This window comes from Brevibacillus nitrificans (assembly GCF_003710965.1).
GTDB lineage: Bacteria > Bacillota > Bacilli > Brevibacillales > Brevibacillaceae > Brevibacillus > Brevibacillus centrosporus.
Map to the genome: position 1 here is coordinate 85,661 of NZ_RHHU01000005.1, position 16,049 is coordinate 101,709.

Here is a 16,049-nt window from a genome sequence, read left to right on the forward strand (position 1 = left end):
AGGATATGGTTTAGGAGGGCTCACGCATGCATTTCAAACAAATAGACCTGAACAGCTGGGACAGAAAGCCGTATTTCGAGCACTACATGAACCATGTCAGATGCACCTACAGCATGACGGCCAACCTGGACATCACAAAGCTGCTTCCCGTGCTCAGGCACAATGGATTCAAGCTTTACCCAGCGCTCATTCACATGCTCACGACGGTCGTAAACCGCCATGTCGAGTTTCGCATGAGCTATGGTTTGGATGGAAAGGTAGGGTATTGGGAGAGCATGTCTCCCAGCTATACCATTTTCCACGAAGAGGACAAATCGTTTAGCAGCATCTGGACAGATTATCACAAAGACTTTTCCCAGTTCTACCAGCACGTTCTCGCAGATCTGGAGGAATACGGCGGGATCAAGAAATTTACTCCCAAGCCAAACGAGCCTGCCAACACGTTTCCCATCTCCTGCATACCGTGGGTCAGCTTCACTGGCTTTAACCTGAACATCTACAACGAGGCTGCCTACCTTTCTCCTATCTTTACGATCGGAAAATACTTCAGGCAGGCCGACAGCATCTCGCTGCCGCTTGCCATCCAAATGCATCACGCCGTATGTGACGGGTATCATGCTAGCATGCTTGTACAGCAGATGCAGGAATTAGCGGATGATTGCTCCACGTGGATTCCCATAAAGTAAAAAAGAAAACAGCGACAGCACCGGACAGATTCTGCCGGGTTGTCGCTGTTTTTGTTCTGCTCCCTTATGGCTGGTCCGGCTCATCCGGAGTTTGCGCTCTCGGCACGTCCGGCTTTCCTTCTGGGCTGTTGTACAAATACTGCGGCACATCGCCGACGATCAGCGAGTGGGTGATCGGGATTTTCGTCGTGACCGTTTGCTCGTCGGTGGCAAATGGAACGACGATTCGCAAATCTACCTCTACGAAAATGTATACGGTGGCCAGCACCATATTGATGCCCGCTTCCTTCAGCTCTGTCTCCAGCTTGGTTTTGACCGACCCAATCGGCATAAAGGTCACAGGCAGGTCTGGACCCATGTTCGCGAGAAAGCTGTTGCCAGTTGCCAAGCCGAGCGGGATCGAACGGTCTACCTTCTCCGCTTCAAACTCCTGGAGCTTGTTCTGAATCCGCGAGGTCGTTTCTCCGACGATCCGCGCATATTCCTTAAAGTTGAATTGATACGCCTGAATCTGTCCCTCGTTGTCTTTTTCGATCTGGACAATTTGGTTAAAGTCGACGCCTTGTTGGGATATCCGCTTGGTTACTGCGTCTGTTATTGCTTCTTTGGCCAACTGCTCTGTCTTTTGCGATGCCAGAATCAAGAGCGTCGGCTCCAGCCGTTTTTCCAGGAAGACCAGCGTTTGTATCGTCATCACCAAGAAAATGACCAGTGCGATAAAAAACGCCTTCGTTTTGGAAAGCGGGTTCTTCCAACGCCGACGGGGTCGAAACATCCTCACGCCCGTCACCTCCCAATTGGTACATCCTATGGTCTGTGACAGGAAAAAAGACTATCCTTTCCGCAAGCAAAACCAGCCAAGCCCGACCACTCCCGCAAGATACACCAGCTGTGCGGCCATTACCATACCCAATAATCCCAGCGAGGATGCCAGAGCCGGTGCCCCCATAAACCCGATAAAAAACCCTACCCGGCTCAAAAGACCCTGGACGCCCATCACCCTGCCACGAATACGATTATCTGCCTGTTGAAGCAGCGTGCTCTCGTACACCTGCGATGCTCCTGCCAACAGCCCTGCCAAAACCAGCAGCGCCAGCACCAGCCACATACTCTTCCCTGCAAAGGCCGCCGTGATGACAAGCGACAGCAGAGAAGAGCTCGCCAGCAGCCCTCGGAGCAAATTCCCTCTCCAGCGGGCTGCCCCAAACGCACCTGCGGCAGCTCCCACGCTCATCGCTGACCACATCAAGCCGTGCAAGACTGCATGACCCGAGGCAAACTGATTGGCAAGAGCGGGCAGGCCGAAATTATGTGACGCCGTGCTGATCGATTCGAATAAAGCAAGCAGACTGATGACCAGAAAGAGCGGCTGCTTCGCCAGGTACACTAGCGTGGCGCGCAGGCTTCTTGGTTCCTGTGTATGCCCGGTCGCGTCCGTTGCATTTGTTGTTTTCGCTGACTCTTCTGCTCCCGACCGACTGTCCCACCGCATCCGGGTCAGGATCGCTGCGGAGAACAGAAACGTCGCTGCATCGCACGCGATGACAAACGCGTAACCTAAGTGATCTGTCAAGAATCCACCGAGTGCAAACCCGACAATTCCTACCACCGATTCCAAGCGGACTGTCCATCCATTGACCCGGACGAGGTCTTCCTTTTCAAACATCTGCGGCAGAGATGCCTGAAAGCTGATGTGAAACAAGGTATACAGCATGCCTTTCAAAAAGGCGGCGGCGATGACTACGAGAGGAACAGGGAACACGACCATCAGGATGACCGACAAGCCTGCTCCGAGGTCGCTTATGATCATCGCCCGTCTCCGATCCACTCGGTCAGCCAGTACGCCTGCCAGCGGGCTAAACAGGATCCCTCCAATCTGACGCGCCACAAAGAAGGCAGCCAGCCAAAATGCCCCATTATCAAAAGTAAAGATCAACGCACTGCATGCGATCAGGTCCATACGTGACCCAAGCGAGGATAGCGCATTGACATACAAATACGTTTTCATGGAAATATTCATTTGTCCAAACCTCCTGCTCCCTCCAGGCGGTTTAGCTCACACGCCCCCGCCCTAGCGGGTGCGTACACTGATTATGGCCGTTGACATGCACATGCCTCCTCGACTTCCAAAGTCCAAACTCGAACTTCCTTTAGCTTTTCGCATACGAACGGGGGCGCTTCCCCAAATCGTCCTGCCCGGCACCTGGTACCGTATGCTTATCATAGCAGCGACTCATCGTCTTCTGAAAGCAAAAAACGCGGGAGAGCTTGGCAGCCCCCGCGCTTTCATGCCCTATGCTTCTACTTCCCATCTGTAAACTGGATCGAGTCGATGATCTTTTGCAGCCGCTGCTCGAGCGCTTTGGTTTTGACCCATTCTGAAAACGTAAAAGCAATCATATACATATTTTTTCCTTTTTCCAGAAGATAGATCGTTTTCTCAAAACGCGCTCCGTCATTATTTCCTACTACATATAACTTGTATCCATTCGCCCCTGCCACGGTGATCGGCTTGTTTTCCTTGATGAGATACGCATAGCTGGAGGAGTTTTCTTTGATCGACTGCTCGACTTCCTTGCGCACCGTCGCAGCCTTGCCCGATCCAGCGAGAATCATCGCATTTCCTCCGAGGAACTCGTAGGTCTTCGTGATACCCTCCCCACGAATTTCCTTCCAGTGCTCCGGAATGCTAATGGAGAACTTCTGCTCGGCAAACTTGATCGTCGCCATCTGATCCTGGTCAACCAGATCATCATCCGCTATTTCTCCCATTGCCGGATTCATCGCACTCTGATTGACTGTCAGCGATTGCTTGATCGTTTGGACCAGCTCTTTTTTCTCCTGTTCACTTGCCTCTGGATCATAGGCGATCTCGACATATACCTTGTAATTGCCTTTGAAGAAAAAGAAGTCATGCTCGGCATACCAGAAAGCGCCATCCGATGAGCTGAACTTCTGCTCGATGGCGGGTACGCCGGCAACCATCGTGCTTGCTGGTGCAGAATCCACTTTTAAATAGCTTTCATGGATTTGGTCCCGATACATCTGCTCATGCCTTTTTGCCCAATCCTCTAACGTCAAGCCTTCCTCCTTGGAGGTGACCTTGACCTTTATCCATTGCCTGCCGTCTGCACTGGAAAATTGCGTAAATGCCTGGTTGTAGGAATTCTGCCAATTTGCCGGAACCTTGAGCTTCAGCCCCATGTCCTCTTGTGTGTACCAGCGGAAGTTGCCTTCTACCGTGGATAGATCCTTCACCGTCGGGCTTCCCTTTGGATAAGACAAAGAAAAGCTGTCCAGCAAGTCCTTGTAGCCGCTGTATTTGGCAGGATTGCGGAAGTCCGCCTCGTCGTAGATGACCAGAGTCACATAGAAAATGCGGTCCCCGCTTTGATAGGCACGTTCCTCATAGACCCAGCCACCCGAATCTTTGGAAATTAACCGGGCATACGGCTGTTTGGGATCATTGACAAAGCCTTTCGACAACACCGTGTAGTCAGACGAATCCACCAATCGGCTCAGCAGCCCCGTACCTGATAGATTTTCTGGCTGCTCGTCTACGATATGGATGTACATTTCGTATGTGCTCTTGGCATCCGAGAAGCTGACATAGTCTCCTTGAAAGCTTTGCGAATCCTTGACCAAGCCGGTTGGATATTTCATGCTCCAGCCGTAATAGCTGTCACCGATCATCGTCTTGCCAAGATCGCTGTCCAGAGAGACGCCTGCTGCTGCAATCTCCTCTTGCTTGCTCCCGACGATGCTAACATCCTTCGTCTTTGCATCCACGATGGCTTGCAGGCCCATAACCTGCGTCAGCAGTGTCAGCGGCACCATGGTCTTCCCATTTTTCACCTCGGGAGACGCTGTCAGGGTAACAGGCGAGCTGTTGACCCAGGCCTGCTTGCTGCCTGCGGAAAGCTTGATGACCTTGCCGTTGTACGAAAGCTCGATCATTTGATTCTGACTGTCGTATTGCAAGCCTGCCCCGAATGCGGACGTCAAAAGACTCAACGGAATCATTGTCGTATCCTGGGACAAATAAGGCTGCTCAATCGCCATATCCTGACCGTTTACTGTTGCCTGGGCTGTATTCCATTTCAGCTTTACTTCCACGCGCTGGGCAGACGACTCTGCTGCCAGCACGGACTGGTTGGTCATCAGTGCTGCCGATAGGATCGCTGTCACACAAAGCACTTGCCACTTCCTCTGGATCATCCGATTTTCCCCCATCCCTTTACTCTCTAAGGTTGTTTCCCAAACGTCACTTTGCGTTTAATCAGATCGCCGCCCGATTGCACCATGATTTCCACGGTTTGTCCCGGCAAATAGCGCTTCAAGAGCTCGTTGAACTCCACGAGAGTCGTAAACGACGCCTGATTCACGGAATAAATGACATCTCCTGATTGAAACCCTGCTTTTTCAGCAGGGGAACCGGGCTCTACCCGAATGATCCGAAGCGGTTCCTTCGTTGGCAGTCCGACAACCGCTGCCCAGCTCTCCTCCAGCTCCGCCCCCCAATAGGGCCGGTTTACCTTTCCGTACGTAAAAAAGTGTTGCATGACGTACTGAGCGGTGTCAGCCGGTATCGCAAAGCTCAAATTATCGATCCCGATGGAAACGAACTTCAGCGAGTTGATTCCTACTACCTCTCCTTTGAGATTGACCAGTGGTCCGCCACTGTTCCCCGGATTGATAGAAGCATCCGTCTGAATTAAGCGGTACGTGGAGCTGACAGAGCGATCGACGCCGCTGATGATTCCTGCTGACGCCGAATTGCGCAGCGAGACAGAGATCGGGGTGCCGATTGCCACGACCGTCTCTCCGACTTTTATCGAATAGTTCGCAGCAAACTTGGCAGGTGAAAGGCCCGTTGCTGCGATTTTTACTAGCGCCAGATCGCTCTCCTCGTCCATATTTGTCACGGTTCCGGCGTATTGCTTGCCGTCAACGGTAATGACGGTCAGGTTGTCCATTTCTTTGACGACATGGGCATTGGTCAAAATCCAGCCGTCTGCTTTGACGACGATCCCCGTCCCATGCGCCAGGTTGAACCGGTTGTCTCGGTTGTTCCCCTTCACTTCCGGCTTGCCGACTATGGCCACCACACTAGCCGATACACGCGCGATGACACCCGGAATATCCGTCACGGCAGAAGGTGCAGGTGCGGGCACTGGCGCTCCTGCCGCCGATGCCCAAGGGACCGTTGCGCTCATGATCGTCCATACAAGCAGGCTGTTAATGAGCAGACTTGTTCTTACCTTCATCTCAAAATCCTCCATGGCTTCATTTGCTAGAGAACATATAGGGCTAGGTTTTCATGCAAAAAGGGCCGCTCTTCCACTTGAAGCGACCAAGCTGCTCAAACAAAAAACACGTTCGTCCACCTGCAGACGTCCTCACCGTTCCCCTCTACTTTTCATATTCTGGTGATGAACAAGATCAATGCTTCTGGGAGGTTGCCCCATGATTCACGCCCTATTAGAAAAAGCTTTCGGTTCTCTGACTTGTCCAACTCCAGCCGAGCTCAGAGCTGCCTTGGAATCCTTGCCGATTAGTCTCGAAACAATCTCTCCCTATGTTCCCGAGCCGGAAGATCTGCCCTATGGACGGAAGGTCCTGTTCGCCACGGAACACGTCGAAATCGTTCTCATCGTACTGCCTCCAGACAAGGAGTCAGCAGCCCATAATCACGGTCATTCCTTTGGGTGGGAATGGATTCTCGCTGGCGACCTCACCAATGTCATCTATTCACTGGACGAGGAAGGACGCGTTGTCCGTCCGGAGAAATCCGTTACCGTTCATGCTGGTGACTTCTGTTATGTAGCCCCAGGAGAGATACACGCCATCCGAAATCAAGGGGAGACTCCGGTCGTTTCGATTAACGCCTATACGCCACCTTTGTGCGATTGCCAACAGTACAAATAATCAAGTATTAGTATAATTTAACATATGATCCTTTTTTTCCTGCTATGACTAAAAAACTCCCCTCTCGCTGGGTATGACCAACAGAACGCGTGAACCGTTCCGTGGTACCCAGAGAAAGGGGAGTTTCGTATGCTTGCAGCTATTTCTTTTTCACCGTGATTGTCCAGGAAGCATCGTCGAGCTGCTCGTAATTCGTAATCGTGTGGCCCGCTTCCGCTGCCCAGCGCGGAATGCTTTCCGTCGCCTGTGTGCAATCGAAATCGATGACGAGCTCATCACCGCTAGGAAGCGTCTCCAGCTTTTCTTTTGCCTCAATCAACGGGAAAGGGCAAACCATGCCAAGAACTTCGAGTTTGTGCTGCATGTTCTATTCCTCCTAAGCGACAGTGACACTTGCGCTGTGCTGTTTTTTAGCTTGAAGCCGAGGACGTACATAGACAAAATACGAAGCCGTCCACGTACCCAAAATGATAAAGGACAAGGAAACCCAGCCTTGCCAGGTCATCATCGCCGTCATGACGAGACCGTTACCGATCGAGCAGCCGCCAGCGAGACTAGCCCCAAAGCCCATCAGGATCCCGCCGGAGAAGCTGGAGATGGTCGTCTTCGCATCAGGTGCACGGAAGCGGAACTCCCGGCTTGCTTTCGCGGCAATGAAGGACCCGATCAGGATGCCCAGCACCAGGAATACGCCCCAGTTGATGTACTTCTCGCTGTCTCCTGTTACGATGTACTGCAGGATATTGGCCGATGGCGTCGTAATCCCCAGACCGGACATGCGGCCTGTTGCCTCACTGAGTGGCCATGCCAGCATGGCGATCAAGCCTACCAAAATAGCCGTCACAAAAGGATGCCAACGTTTTTCAAACAACAGATGAGCAAGACCCGTGCGTTTTGCACGCAAGGCAGGAATCGCTACCTTTGGTTTGCGCAGATGCTTGACGACCAGATAGAGCGTGATCGCCGTCAGGATCAGGATAAACGGCCACACCGACGTGCCGAAAGTAGCCGGGATGGAGTTCGTAGGCACCGTGTACCCTTTGAAGGCTTCGTTTACGGGAACCAGCACGCCGCTCTTCATGACGGCACTCATCAGCATGTAGGCGAAAAGCGCGATCCAGCTGCCGATCAAGCCCTCCCCTGCACGATACCAAGTCCCTGTAGCACAACCACCGGCAAGCACAATTCCGATCCCGAAAACGAAGGACCCGATTATCGTGCCCAGCCAGGCAAACGAGCCTGATTTAAACTGAATAAGGCCCATTTGAATCAGAGCAAATACACCAATGCTTTGGATCGCGATCGCTATCAGCAGCGCGTAAAACATCCGGTAGTCCTTTGCCAAAAACATATCGCGAAAACCACCAGTCAGGCAGAAGCGACCTCGCTGCATCACAAAACCAAGCAACGCTCCGCATAAAAGCCCCGTGAATATCATTTGTCCTACCATTTTCGACCCCCACTTTATAATTCCGAGTAAACTTATGAAGATTAATGTTTTTCATTTTAGCACAAAATTCAGGGGAGTCAACAATCAATTCCGACAGCATGACCAGGCATTTATATCCTTTACAAACCCGCTAAATAAAAAGCACATCCCTCCTTGCTTCGGGATGTGCTTCTGTGAAAACGCGATATTCCTATTAATCTTACAGACTTTCCGTAATTTCCGACAGCTCATCTGCCGAGCTGGCAACCTGCGCTACCGCCTGGTTCATGTCCTCCATGACGCGGAAGAAGTTTTCCAGCTCTTTCTGGATTTGCGTACTCTGCTGCTTGCCTTCCATGACAGCGCTCATGATCCCTTCGAAGAATGCATAGGTCTCGCTGGTCATGGTCGTACTGGATTGAACGAGAGTCTGTATTTCGCTAAAGACCATCGCGAGCACGCCAGTCTGCTGATTTGTCTTTTCAATCAGCTCGCGCACGCCAAACACGGATTGCTTCGTCTGCTCCGCCAGCTTGCGCACTTCATCCGCTACAACGGCAAAGCCTCTGCCCTGTTCGCCTGCACGTGCCGCTTCGATCGCCGCATTCAACGCCAGCAGATTCGTCTGCTCGGCAATGGCCGTCACCACGTTGACGATACCGCGAATTTTTTCCGAGTTTTCTTCCAGGGTGCTCATTTCTTCCGCGATCTGTTTGGCACTGCCCTGTATCAGCTCCATTTGTTCCTTCTGCTTCTCCAGCTTCTCCTTGCCCTCCTGAGAAAGCTGATGCGCTTTATTCGAGAAGCTGGTCCCGTTTTCTGCAAAACGAAGAACCTCGCGGGATTGCTCGGTCAGCTGCTGGACAGACGCACTATTCTCTTCGGAAACAGCTGCCAGCTCATGGGCAGAATTGGCCAGGATCGCTCGCAGCTCATCCTTTTTCTCCTGCTCCAGGCTCCGCGCCCGGGCATGCTCGTTCTCGTATTCTTCCAGAACGATCTGTTGCTCGATGCTGAGTATTTTGGTAACGACTTTAACCGCTTGCACACACTCCGCTTTGTCCACTATGCTTTCGTTCAAGAGGTCGAGGATGGAGATCAGCAGGTTTTGAAAGGCACACATGTACCATTTGGGCTCGAGACCGATGCGCATGTGCATGATGGCAATCCGACTGCGCTGCTCGTAATATTCTTTATCGATCTTGCCGCTAAACATCTCCTGGATATGGCGGTTCAACGTCTGCTTGAGGCGATCAATACTGCTGTACTTTTCTACGATCGTCATGAGAAGCCGCTCTTGCTCTATATTTTCATAAAAATAGCCGACTATTTTATCAATATTTCGAATGATCAGAGGCTGAAGTGCCTTCGCAACAGCCAAGTCATGCTCTGTCAAATGGATGAGGGACAACTGCTTCGCCAATTGAGACCCCGCATCGATATGCACTTCTCCATGTTCCTTGATATCCTGAAAAAAAGAAGCTTTTTTCGATTTTCCTTTTAGTCCAAACAAACTGGAAATCGGGCATGTACTCATTCGGTGGACTCCTTTTCTGGCTGAGTTCTCAGCTTACGCTCATTGTAATATACTATAAATTTTACCATCTGGGTATATCGTTTGGCTTATATCTATATACCCTATTTGACAATTTCGTAAACGATCTAAAATTTTCCATCAGGCTTGTACCAATCAGGGCTGCCCTGCTCCTGTCGAACAGGCACAGCCCCGCTCCCGAATTATCGCTCTGCCTTTTTCACCTGTGCACTCAGCAGCTTCCAGCCATTGTTCTCCCATTTCCATCTGGACTGCACATAGGCGATCGTATCTGCATTGGCTACTCCGCTCACACGCTGTTCCCCCAGAAGCTCGCAGGTTCCGTCACGCACCTCCACGGGCCTTAGCACACTGAACGTATTCGGCATCACCTCAGTTGGCTGGACGAGCTTGCCGTTCTTGTATACCCCGTTCTCTTCATAAATATCTTTGCGGTCGCTCAAGTCGAGGACAGTCGTTTGATTCGTCTCTTTTATGGTTATCGGAACTTTATAGCCATCCTGATAGGCCCCTGTGATCGTCAAGGACGGGGGAACTGGCAGGACAGCCGGGGTGTTGTCCTTGTCACTGAACAAATAAAAGTCCGAAGTGCCACCGCTGCCTCCTGTAGGCGCCTGAATCCAGATTTGCTTGGTCTTGTTACCGGTGAAATCGCAGAAGGACATCTCGGGCTGGTAACCGCCATACGTCGTATGAAAAAAGGAAACCTTCCTCGCGACAGGATCCTGCACCATGACCTTGAGTTTGTCGTAATACGGGCTGTCGGCAGCAAAGCGTTTTCCCAAGAGCGTCACCAGATCCGGCCGTCCATCCCCTGTGACATCCTGTCTCGCTATTTTCAGTTCCTCATAAACAGCAGGCGCAGGTGTGATCTGACTGGCCGCCGGCGGTGGAACATCTGCTCCTGCCCCGGTTACCCCCAAACCTACGATCATACTTGTCACAATACCTAGCAGATTGCTTGTCCACATGTGAAGACCACCTTTCCTTTTCGCTTCTAAATTCTAGTATGCGCGATTTCAAAAAAGACTCGTGACGAATTTGCTAGAAGGTCTGTTTGGACGCAAAAAAGCTTCGCGCAGCCAGCAGGCCCACGAAGCTTTTCGTTTGCAACACGCAGGTATTCCCTCTTTATCTAGCAAGCTTCTCCACGTTTACGCGCCCGGAGAAGAAAGTGGCTCCGCCCCCCATGTCTGCGATGCGATCCGGGGTCAGCGCATTCACATGGTGTTTGGCACCTGGCTGATCCGCCCACAGTCCCTGACTCACGGCCACACCCGTCAGAACCGTTTCCCCAACCGATACAGTCAGCTCGCACTCACCGCGGTCATTCCATACCCGCACCACATCTCCATCGGCGATGCCAGAAGCCTCGGCATCTGCCGTATTCATGAACAGTCGCGGAAATTTCTCCAGCTTGACGTGCTTGGCATTATTGGAGAACGTCGAATTGAGGAAATTGTGATTGGGTCCCGGCACGTACAAAAACGGCAGGTCACTTTCCACAGGAATCGGCGTATACGTAGGCAGCGCAGGATACCCTAGCTTCTCTAGCTGCTTGGAGTACAGCTCGATCTTGCCGCTTGGTGTCGGAAGCTTTTCGATAAAGCCAGGAGTGACAGCTGCTTTTCTGTAGTTTTTTTCGACCAGATCCTCGTACGTGATCGAGCTCAGAAACGGATTCGCCGGATAGTCCAGCGCCTGTCGGATCAGTGCCTCCTCGGAGTCATCGAATATCTCGTCCTCGTAGCCCATTCCTTTTGCCAGCAGGCGGAAAACTTCCACGTTCGATTTACTTTCTCCATAAGGGGCAATCACCGGTTTTTGCAGCTGCATGTAGTGATGCCAATAGGACGTGTAAAAGTCCGTGTTCTCAAAAGCGGAGGTAGCAGGCAGGACGATGTCGGCATAGGCAGCTGTCTCCGTCAAAAACAGATCGTGGACGACGGTAAACAAGTCTTCCCGCAGTAGCCCCTTTTTGACCTTGTTTCCTTCCGGGGCCACCAATGCAGGATTGCAACCGTAGACGAACATCGAGCGGATCGGCGGGTCCAGCTCCAGGAGAGCACTGCCGATCACATTCATGTTGACTCTGCGCGTCTTTTTGTTTGCTAACAGATCCGGTCGTTGAAGCGCCTGCTTGTTGTGCTCCAAAAAGCCTTTGTTGCCTTTCATCGCTCCGCCGCCCTGCACGAGCCACTGTCCGGTCAGAGCAGGCAAACAGGCGATCGTTCTCACGCACATGCCCCCGTTGTCATGGTGCTGAAGACCGTTTCCGATTCTCACCAAGGACGGGGAGGTCTGCCCGTACATGCGCGCCAGACGGTAAATATCGTCTGCTGGAACTCCTGTCATGCTCGAAACTGTCTGCGGATCGTACTGCTTGACGTGCTCCCGAAGCTCCTCGTGCCCCACCGTATACTTCTCCATGAACGCCTCATCGACCATATTTTCGGCAAAGAGGATGTGCATGAGTCCGAGAGCCAACGCGGTGTCTGTTCCGGGCAAAATCGGAATGAACCAGTCAGCCCAGCGCCCCGTCTGATTTTTGTGGACATCGATGACGACGATCTTCGCACCGTTCTTCCGTGCTTTTTCTGCCAGCATCACCTGGTGCATATTCGTGCTGACCGCATTGATCCCCCACATCAGAAACAGCTTGGTGTGCACCGTTTCTTCTGGATCGGTGCCGTAGTTGGCCCCCATCGTGTAGTTGTAGCCGACACCGCCTGCCGCGTTGCAAATCGCTCGATCCAATAGACTGGCACCCATGCGATGAAAGAGTCGATAATCCATCGTTTCCGCATTCAGCCTGCCCATGTTGCCGTAGAAGCTGTATGGCAAAATGCTTTCTGGTCCATGCTCACGGATCAGCTGCTTCCAGTGAGAGGTGATCGTCTGGATGGCTTCTTCCCAGGTGATTGGCTCGAATTTGCCTTCTCCTTTTGCCCCCACCCGCTTCAGTGGCTGCGTGAGCCGTTTCGTGTCGTAGATTCGCTCCGCCATGTTGCGTACTTTGTTGCAAATGTTCCCCTGTGTCACGGGATGATTCGGGTCACCCTCTACTTTTACAATTTTGCCGTCCTGCTTGTGCACCAAAAGTCCGCACTGATCGGGACAATCCAGTGAGCAGACGGAGGGAAACACTCCGTTTGGCTCATCCACATATGTTTTCATGGTCATTCCCTCTCCTACCCCATTTCTTTTTCGCATCGGATCGCTTATATCCCCACTATATCACTGGGATATAAAAATGACATTAGAAAACTTGGCTTCCAAAAGACTTCCTTGCACTATTACAGGGTTCCATCTCATTCATTTATCTGTATAAGAAAACCTCTATCGTGGCCTATTCAAGGAGGAGCGACCGCGTTTTAGGGGATAATTTTACCGAAGTGATGCCGGTAGCTGACGCTGAGGCACTTCGTCATGCGCTCCAGAATGCATAAGCATTACGCTTATAAATTCTTATACCTTGAAAAAAAGCCCTGCCCGCGATGCTTTCAAGCAACGGCGGCAGAGCTGCTATTTTTGTCCATCAAACTGATGATTCAGGAATCGATTTTCGTTCGCACAGGCAGGCTCTCAAGCGCCGCCGGATTCATCAAGCTCGATGTATCCCCGAGCTTCTCCCCCAGGAAACGCTGCTTGATGAGCCTGCGCATTATTTTTTGCGTGCGGGTTTTTGGGAGATCGGAAACTGCGTAAAGCTCTACCGGTTCATACGGCTTGCCAAGTGTGCTGGCTACATGTCCCTTCAGCGCGCTCGCATCGAGAGAAGCTCCCGGCTTCATGACCACAAACAGCACGATCGCCTCTCCTTTAACCGAATGAGGAACCCCAATCGCTGCTGCTTCCAGCACTCCCGGGTGCTGATTCACGACGTCCTCCAGCTCTCCCGGTCCCGTTCTTCTCCCCGATACCTTGATGACGTCGTCCGCCCGTCCCAGATGGAACCAAAAGCCGTCTTCATCGACCGTGACCATGTCTCCCTGCCACCACATCTGCTCTCCCAGCGGAAAATACGTATCGAGGTAGCGCTGGCGATTTTTCCAGAAGCCTCGTGTCTGCGCCGGCTGCGGCACGGTGAAAACGAGATAGCCCGATTTGCCTGCTGGTACGGGATTGCCCAGCTCGTCGACGACTTTGGCCCCTACAGCTGGAGTCGCTCCCAGGCAGGTCGCCTTCTGCGGCGCAACGCAAACGGACGACAATATTTCCGCAAATACCTCTGTTCCGCCACTGCCGTTGATGATCGGTGCCCTCCCATTAGTCCAGGACAAATACCACGACCACGTCTCCTCGTCGATCGGCTCTCCTGTATGCCCTAAAATGCGCAAGGAAGAGAGGTCTGCCTTTTCCCGAAAAGCTTCCGCGTAGGTTTTCAACAGACGAAGCGCCGTTGCCGGAGCACCGAATACACTTACCTTGTACTTATCGATGATCTCGTACAGACGGCCCGGATGAGGATGCATCGGACTTCCCTCGTAAATCAAAAACGGAGCTGCCACACTGTGGGCGGAGAACAGGGGGAGCTGGCCCATCATCCAGCCAAAATCCGTCACCATCGTAAAAATATCATCAGCCTGTGTGTCGTAGATGAACATGCCGACCTCTGCCGTTTTGACAGCGATTCCCCCGTGCACATGGACGATTCCTTTCGGGCTTCCCGTCGTCCCCGAGGAATAGCTCACCATGCAAGGCTCCTCCGCGTCCGTTTCTATCGTCTCATACTGATCGGACGCCTGGGCCATCCGATCACTCCATAGCCAATCGCGGCCAGGCACGAGCAGCGCCTTTTCCCCCAGCCGCTCGGCTACGAGAACGCTCTTTACACTAGGCGATGAGTCCAGTGCCTTGTCCAGTACGTGCTTGAGCAGCACCTGCTGTCCGCCCCGGTAAAAGCCATCGGCTGTCACAACGGCTTTGGCTTCTACGTCCCGCAGCCGCACAGCCACAGCCTCTGGACCAAATCCGGAGAACAGCGGGACCGCGACTGCTCCTGCCTTGTAGATTCCATAGAGGGCAATGACCGTCTCCGGGATCATCGGCATGTAAATGGCGACTCGATCCCCTCTCGTAACACCCAAGCTGTTCAGCGTGTTGGCGAAACGGTTTACTTCTCTCTGCAGCTCCGCAAATGTAAACCGCCGCTCTTCCTTTGCCTCTCCCTCCCAGAGCAAGGCAGGCCGTTTTGCGGTACGATCGTCTTCCGCCCATTTATCCAAGAAATTATGCACCAGATTGATCTTTCCATCGACGAACCACTCTGGCCACGGCAACCCTTTCGATCCATCCACGATCCTGCGGTACGGTCTCGCAAATTCAATCCCTGCAAAACGAATAAAGGCATCCCAAAACCAGCTGACGTCCTCCTCGGAGCGTCGCAGCAGTGTCTCGTAATCCGGGATCTGCTCCTGCTCCATAAAGCGCCAGAGATTGCTCTTCTCACACTGTTCCAATGTGGGTTCCCACACTACCTTGCGTGTACGCATCATCCAATTCCCCTCCATCTGACTTGCGATTCGGAATTATTTGAAAGCGCTTACTTCCTCTATTTTCTTCTGCTCTCGCTCACTCTGTCAATAGGGTGCGGACAAGGACGATGCTTCTGACTCAGACCACGAGCGCGGGGAGATATGGTAAAATCAACTAGATGAAAATCGGAAAGTGAGGAACACTATCCCATGAAACGAGCCGTACTGTTCGGCGCAAGCGGCCTGGTCGGCAGTTCCCTGCTGCAGCTTTTGCTCCAGGATGACAGCTATACGGAAATCGTCTCCTTTGGCAGACGTGCTCTCGATGCTGAGCATCCTCGACTGACATCCAAGACGATCTCCTTTTCGAACTTGGGGGAATGCCAGGAGTGGCTGCCCAAGTCCGATGTTTTTTGCTGTCTGGGAACCACGATAAAAACCGCAGGCAGCCGGGAAGCCTTCCGGTTGGTTGATCACACCTACCCCTTGGAAATCGCCCGACTCTCCCTAGCAGCTGGCGCTCGTCAGTTCCTCGTCATCACCGCCATGGGTGCGGATAGCAGCTCCGCTTTTTTCTATAACCGGGTCAAAGGGGAGCTAGAGCATGATCTGAAGCAGCTTTCTCTGCCTGCTCTGCATATTTTCCGCCCTTCTCTGTTGCTCGGAGACCGGCGTGAGCACCGCCTGGCAGAATCGTTCGCAGCGCGGTTGGCACCACTGCTCACGCCGCTTTTGATCGGACCATTTCGCACGTATCGTCCCGTGCAGGCAGCAGATGTGGCAAAAGCGATGCTCGATGCCGCACACAAAGCCACTGGAGGGCAGCACGTGTACCCATCGGACAAAATCGCCCTTTTGGCGGCTGCAAGCAAAGTGGAAAACTGACAAGTTCATAGTCATACCTTTGTGGGGAGAGCGATGGAAAGGGGCGATCTCTAGATGGATACGCCAAAAGAAAAGCCACTAGCACCAAA

13 protein-coding genes are annotated in these 16,049 nt (G+C 52.5%); 3 read left to right on the forward strand and 10 right to left on the reverse strand.

All coding sequences use genetic code 11. The annotated features are described in order from the left end of the window. The first annotated feature begins 26 nt into the window (after positions 1-26). Positions 27-686 carry a type A chloramphenicol O-acetyltransferase gene (gene catA / locus EDM59_RS10455; RefSeq protein ID WP_122923557.1) on the forward strand — a complete coding sequence of 220 codons (660 nt, stop codon included), beginning with the start codon at positions 27-29 and terminating at the stop codon, positions 684-686. 64 nt (positions 687-750) lie between these two features. On the opposite strand, the gene yunB is transcribed toward catA, so the two are convergent. From yunB to EDM59_RS10475, 4 genes are all read right to left on the reverse strand, one after another. Next, positions 751-1,461, reverse strand: coding sequence for a sporulation protein YunB (gene yunB, locus EDM59_RS10460; RefSeq protein WP_122923558.1), 711 nt, complete (start codon positions 1,459-1,461; stop codon positions 751-753). Between the two features lie 57 nt (positions 1,462-1,518). Beyond that, positions 1,519-2,706, reverse strand: a complete 1,188-nt coding sequence (locus EDM59_RS10465; protein WP_246010998.1) for an MFS transporter — start codon at positions 2,704-2,706, stop codon at positions 1,519-1,521. 281 nt (positions 2,707-2,987) lie between these two features. Further along, positions 2,988-4,904 carry a copper amine oxidase N-terminal domain-containing protein gene (locus EDM59_RS10470; RefSeq protein ID WP_122923789.1) on the reverse strand — a complete coding sequence of 639 codons (1,917 nt, stop codon included), beginning with the start codon at positions 4,902-4,904 and terminating at the stop codon, positions 2,988-2,990. Between the two features lie 26 nt (positions 4,905-4,930). Beyond that, positions 4,931-5,953 carry a S1C family serine protease gene (locus EDM59_RS10475; protein ID WP_183192882.1) on the reverse strand — a complete coding sequence of 341 codons (1,023 nt, stop codon included), beginning with the start codon at positions 5,951-5,953 and terminating at the stop codon, positions 4,931-4,933. Between the two features lie 199 nt (positions 5,954-6,152). On the opposite strand from EDM59_RS10475, the gene EDM59_RS10480 reads away from it, so the two are divergent. Continuing rightward, positions 6,153-6,614 carry a cysteine dioxygenase gene (locus EDM59_RS10480; RefSeq protein WP_122923559.1) on the forward strand — a complete coding sequence of 154 codons (462 nt, stop codon included), beginning with the start codon at positions 6,153-6,155 and terminating at the stop codon, positions 6,612-6,614. Positions 6,615-6,753: 139 nt separating this feature from the next. On the opposite strand, the gene EDM59_RS10485 is transcribed toward EDM59_RS10480, so the two are convergent. The 6 genes from EDM59_RS10485 to EDM59_RS10510 all read right to left on the reverse strand — a co-directional run bounded on the left by EDM59_RS10485 (position 6,754) and on the right by EDM59_RS10510 (position 15,096). Continuing rightward, positions 6,754-6,978, reverse strand: a complete 225-nt coding sequence (locus EDM59_RS10485; RefSeq protein WP_092273430.1) for a sulfurtransferase TusA family protein — start codon at positions 6,976-6,978, stop codon at positions 6,754-6,756. Positions 6,979-6,990: 12 nt separating this feature from the next. Beyond that, positions 6,991-8,052, reverse strand: coding sequence for a YeeE/YedE family protein (locus EDM59_RS10490; protein ID WP_122923791.1), 1,062 nt, complete (start codon positions 8,050-8,052; stop codon positions 6,991-6,993). A 211-nt stretch (positions 8,053-8,263) separates the two neighbouring features. After that, positions 8,264-9,580 (reverse strand): globin-coupled sensor protein, encoded by a 1,317-nt coding sequence (locus EDM59_RS10495; RefSeq protein WP_122923560.1) that lies wholly within the window; start codon positions 9,578-9,580, stop codon positions 8,264-8,266. A gap of 200 nt (positions 9,581-9,780) precedes the next feature. Continuing rightward, positions 9,781-10,569: a hypothetical protein gene (locus EDM59_RS10500; protein WP_122923561.1), complete on the reverse strand. Its 789-nt coding sequence runs from the start codon at positions 10,567-10,569 to the stop codon at positions 9,781-9,783. Positions 10,570-10,729: 160 nt separating this feature from the next. After that, on the reverse strand, positions 10,730-12,775 hold the full coding sequence (locus EDM59_RS10505) for a molybdopterin-containing oxidoreductase family protein (RefSeq protein WP_122923562.1): 2,046 nt from the start codon (positions 12,773-12,775) through the stop codon (positions 10,730-10,732). A 374-nt stretch (positions 12,776-13,149) separates the two neighbouring features. Continuing rightward, complete coding sequence (locus tag EDM59_RS10510; protein ID WP_183192883.1) at positions 13,150-15,096, reverse strand: AMP-binding protein; 1,947 nt, start codon at positions 15,094-15,096, stop codon at positions 13,150-13,152. A gap of 189 nt (positions 15,097-15,285) precedes the next feature. Between EDM59_RS10510 and EDM59_RS10515 the strand changes: the two genes are divergently transcribed. Continuing rightward, positions 15,286-15,960: a Rossmann-fold NAD(P)-binding domain-containing protein gene (locus EDM59_RS10515; protein WP_122923564.1), complete on the forward strand. Its 675-nt coding sequence runs from the start codon at positions 15,286-15,288 to the stop codon at positions 15,958-15,960. The last annotated feature ends 89 nt before the right edge of the window (positions 15,961-16,049 follow it).

What these genes read in the sequence shown, in the direction of transcription:
- catA (WP_122923557.1), top strand. Translation starts at nt 27, where the DNA reads ATGCATTTCAAACAAATAGACCTGAACAGCTGGGACAGAAAGCCGTAT.
- yunB (WP_122923558.1), bottom strand. Translation starts at nt 1,461, where the DNA reads ATGTTTCGACCCCGTCGGCGTTGGAAGAACCCGCTTTCCAAAACGAAG.
- EDM59_RS10465 (WP_246010998.1), bottom strand. Translation starts at nt 2,706, where the DNA reads ATGAATATTTCCATGAAAACGTATTTGTATGTCAATGCGCTATCCTCG.
- EDM59_RS10470 (WP_122923789.1), bottom strand. Translation starts at nt 4,904, where the DNA reads ATGATCCAGAGGAAGTGGCAAGTGCTTTGTGTGACAGCGATCCTATCG.
- EDM59_RS10475 (WP_183192882.1), bottom strand. Translation starts at nt 5,953, where the DNA reads ATGAAGGTAAGAACAAGTCTGCTCATTAACAGCCTGCTTGTATGGACG.
- EDM59_RS10480 (WP_122923559.1), top strand. Translation starts at nt 6,153, where the DNA reads ATGATTCACGCCCTATTAGAAAAAGCTTTCGGTTCTCTGACTTGTCCA.
- EDM59_RS10485 (WP_092273430.1), bottom strand. Translation starts at nt 6,978, where the DNA reads ATGCAGCACAAACTCGAAGTTCTTGGCATGGTTTGCCCTTTCCCGTTG.
- EDM59_RS10490 (WP_122923791.1), bottom strand. Translation starts at nt 8,052, where the DNA reads ATGATATTCACGGGGCTTTTATGCGGAGCGTTGCTTGGTTTTGTGATG.
- EDM59_RS10495 (WP_122923560.1), bottom strand. Translation starts at nt 9,580, where the DNA reads ATGAGTACATGCCCGATTTCCAGTTTGTTTGGACTAAAAGGAAAATCG.
- EDM59_RS10500 (WP_122923561.1), bottom strand. Translation starts at nt 10,569, where the DNA reads ATGTGGACAAGCAATCTGCTAGGTATTGTGACAAGTATGATCGTAGGT.
- EDM59_RS10505 (WP_122923562.1), bottom strand. Translation starts at nt 12,775, where the DNA reads ATGAAAACATATGTGGATGAGCCAAACGGAGTGTTTCCCTCCGTCTGC.
- EDM59_RS10510 (WP_183192883.1), bottom strand. Translation starts at nt 15,096, where the DNA reads ATGATGCGTACACGCAAGGTAGTGTGGGAACCCACATTGGAACAGTGT.
- EDM59_RS10515 (WP_122923564.1), top strand. Translation starts at nt 15,286, where the DNA reads ATGAAACGAGCCGTACTGTTCGGCGCAAGCGGCCTGGTCGGCAGTTCC.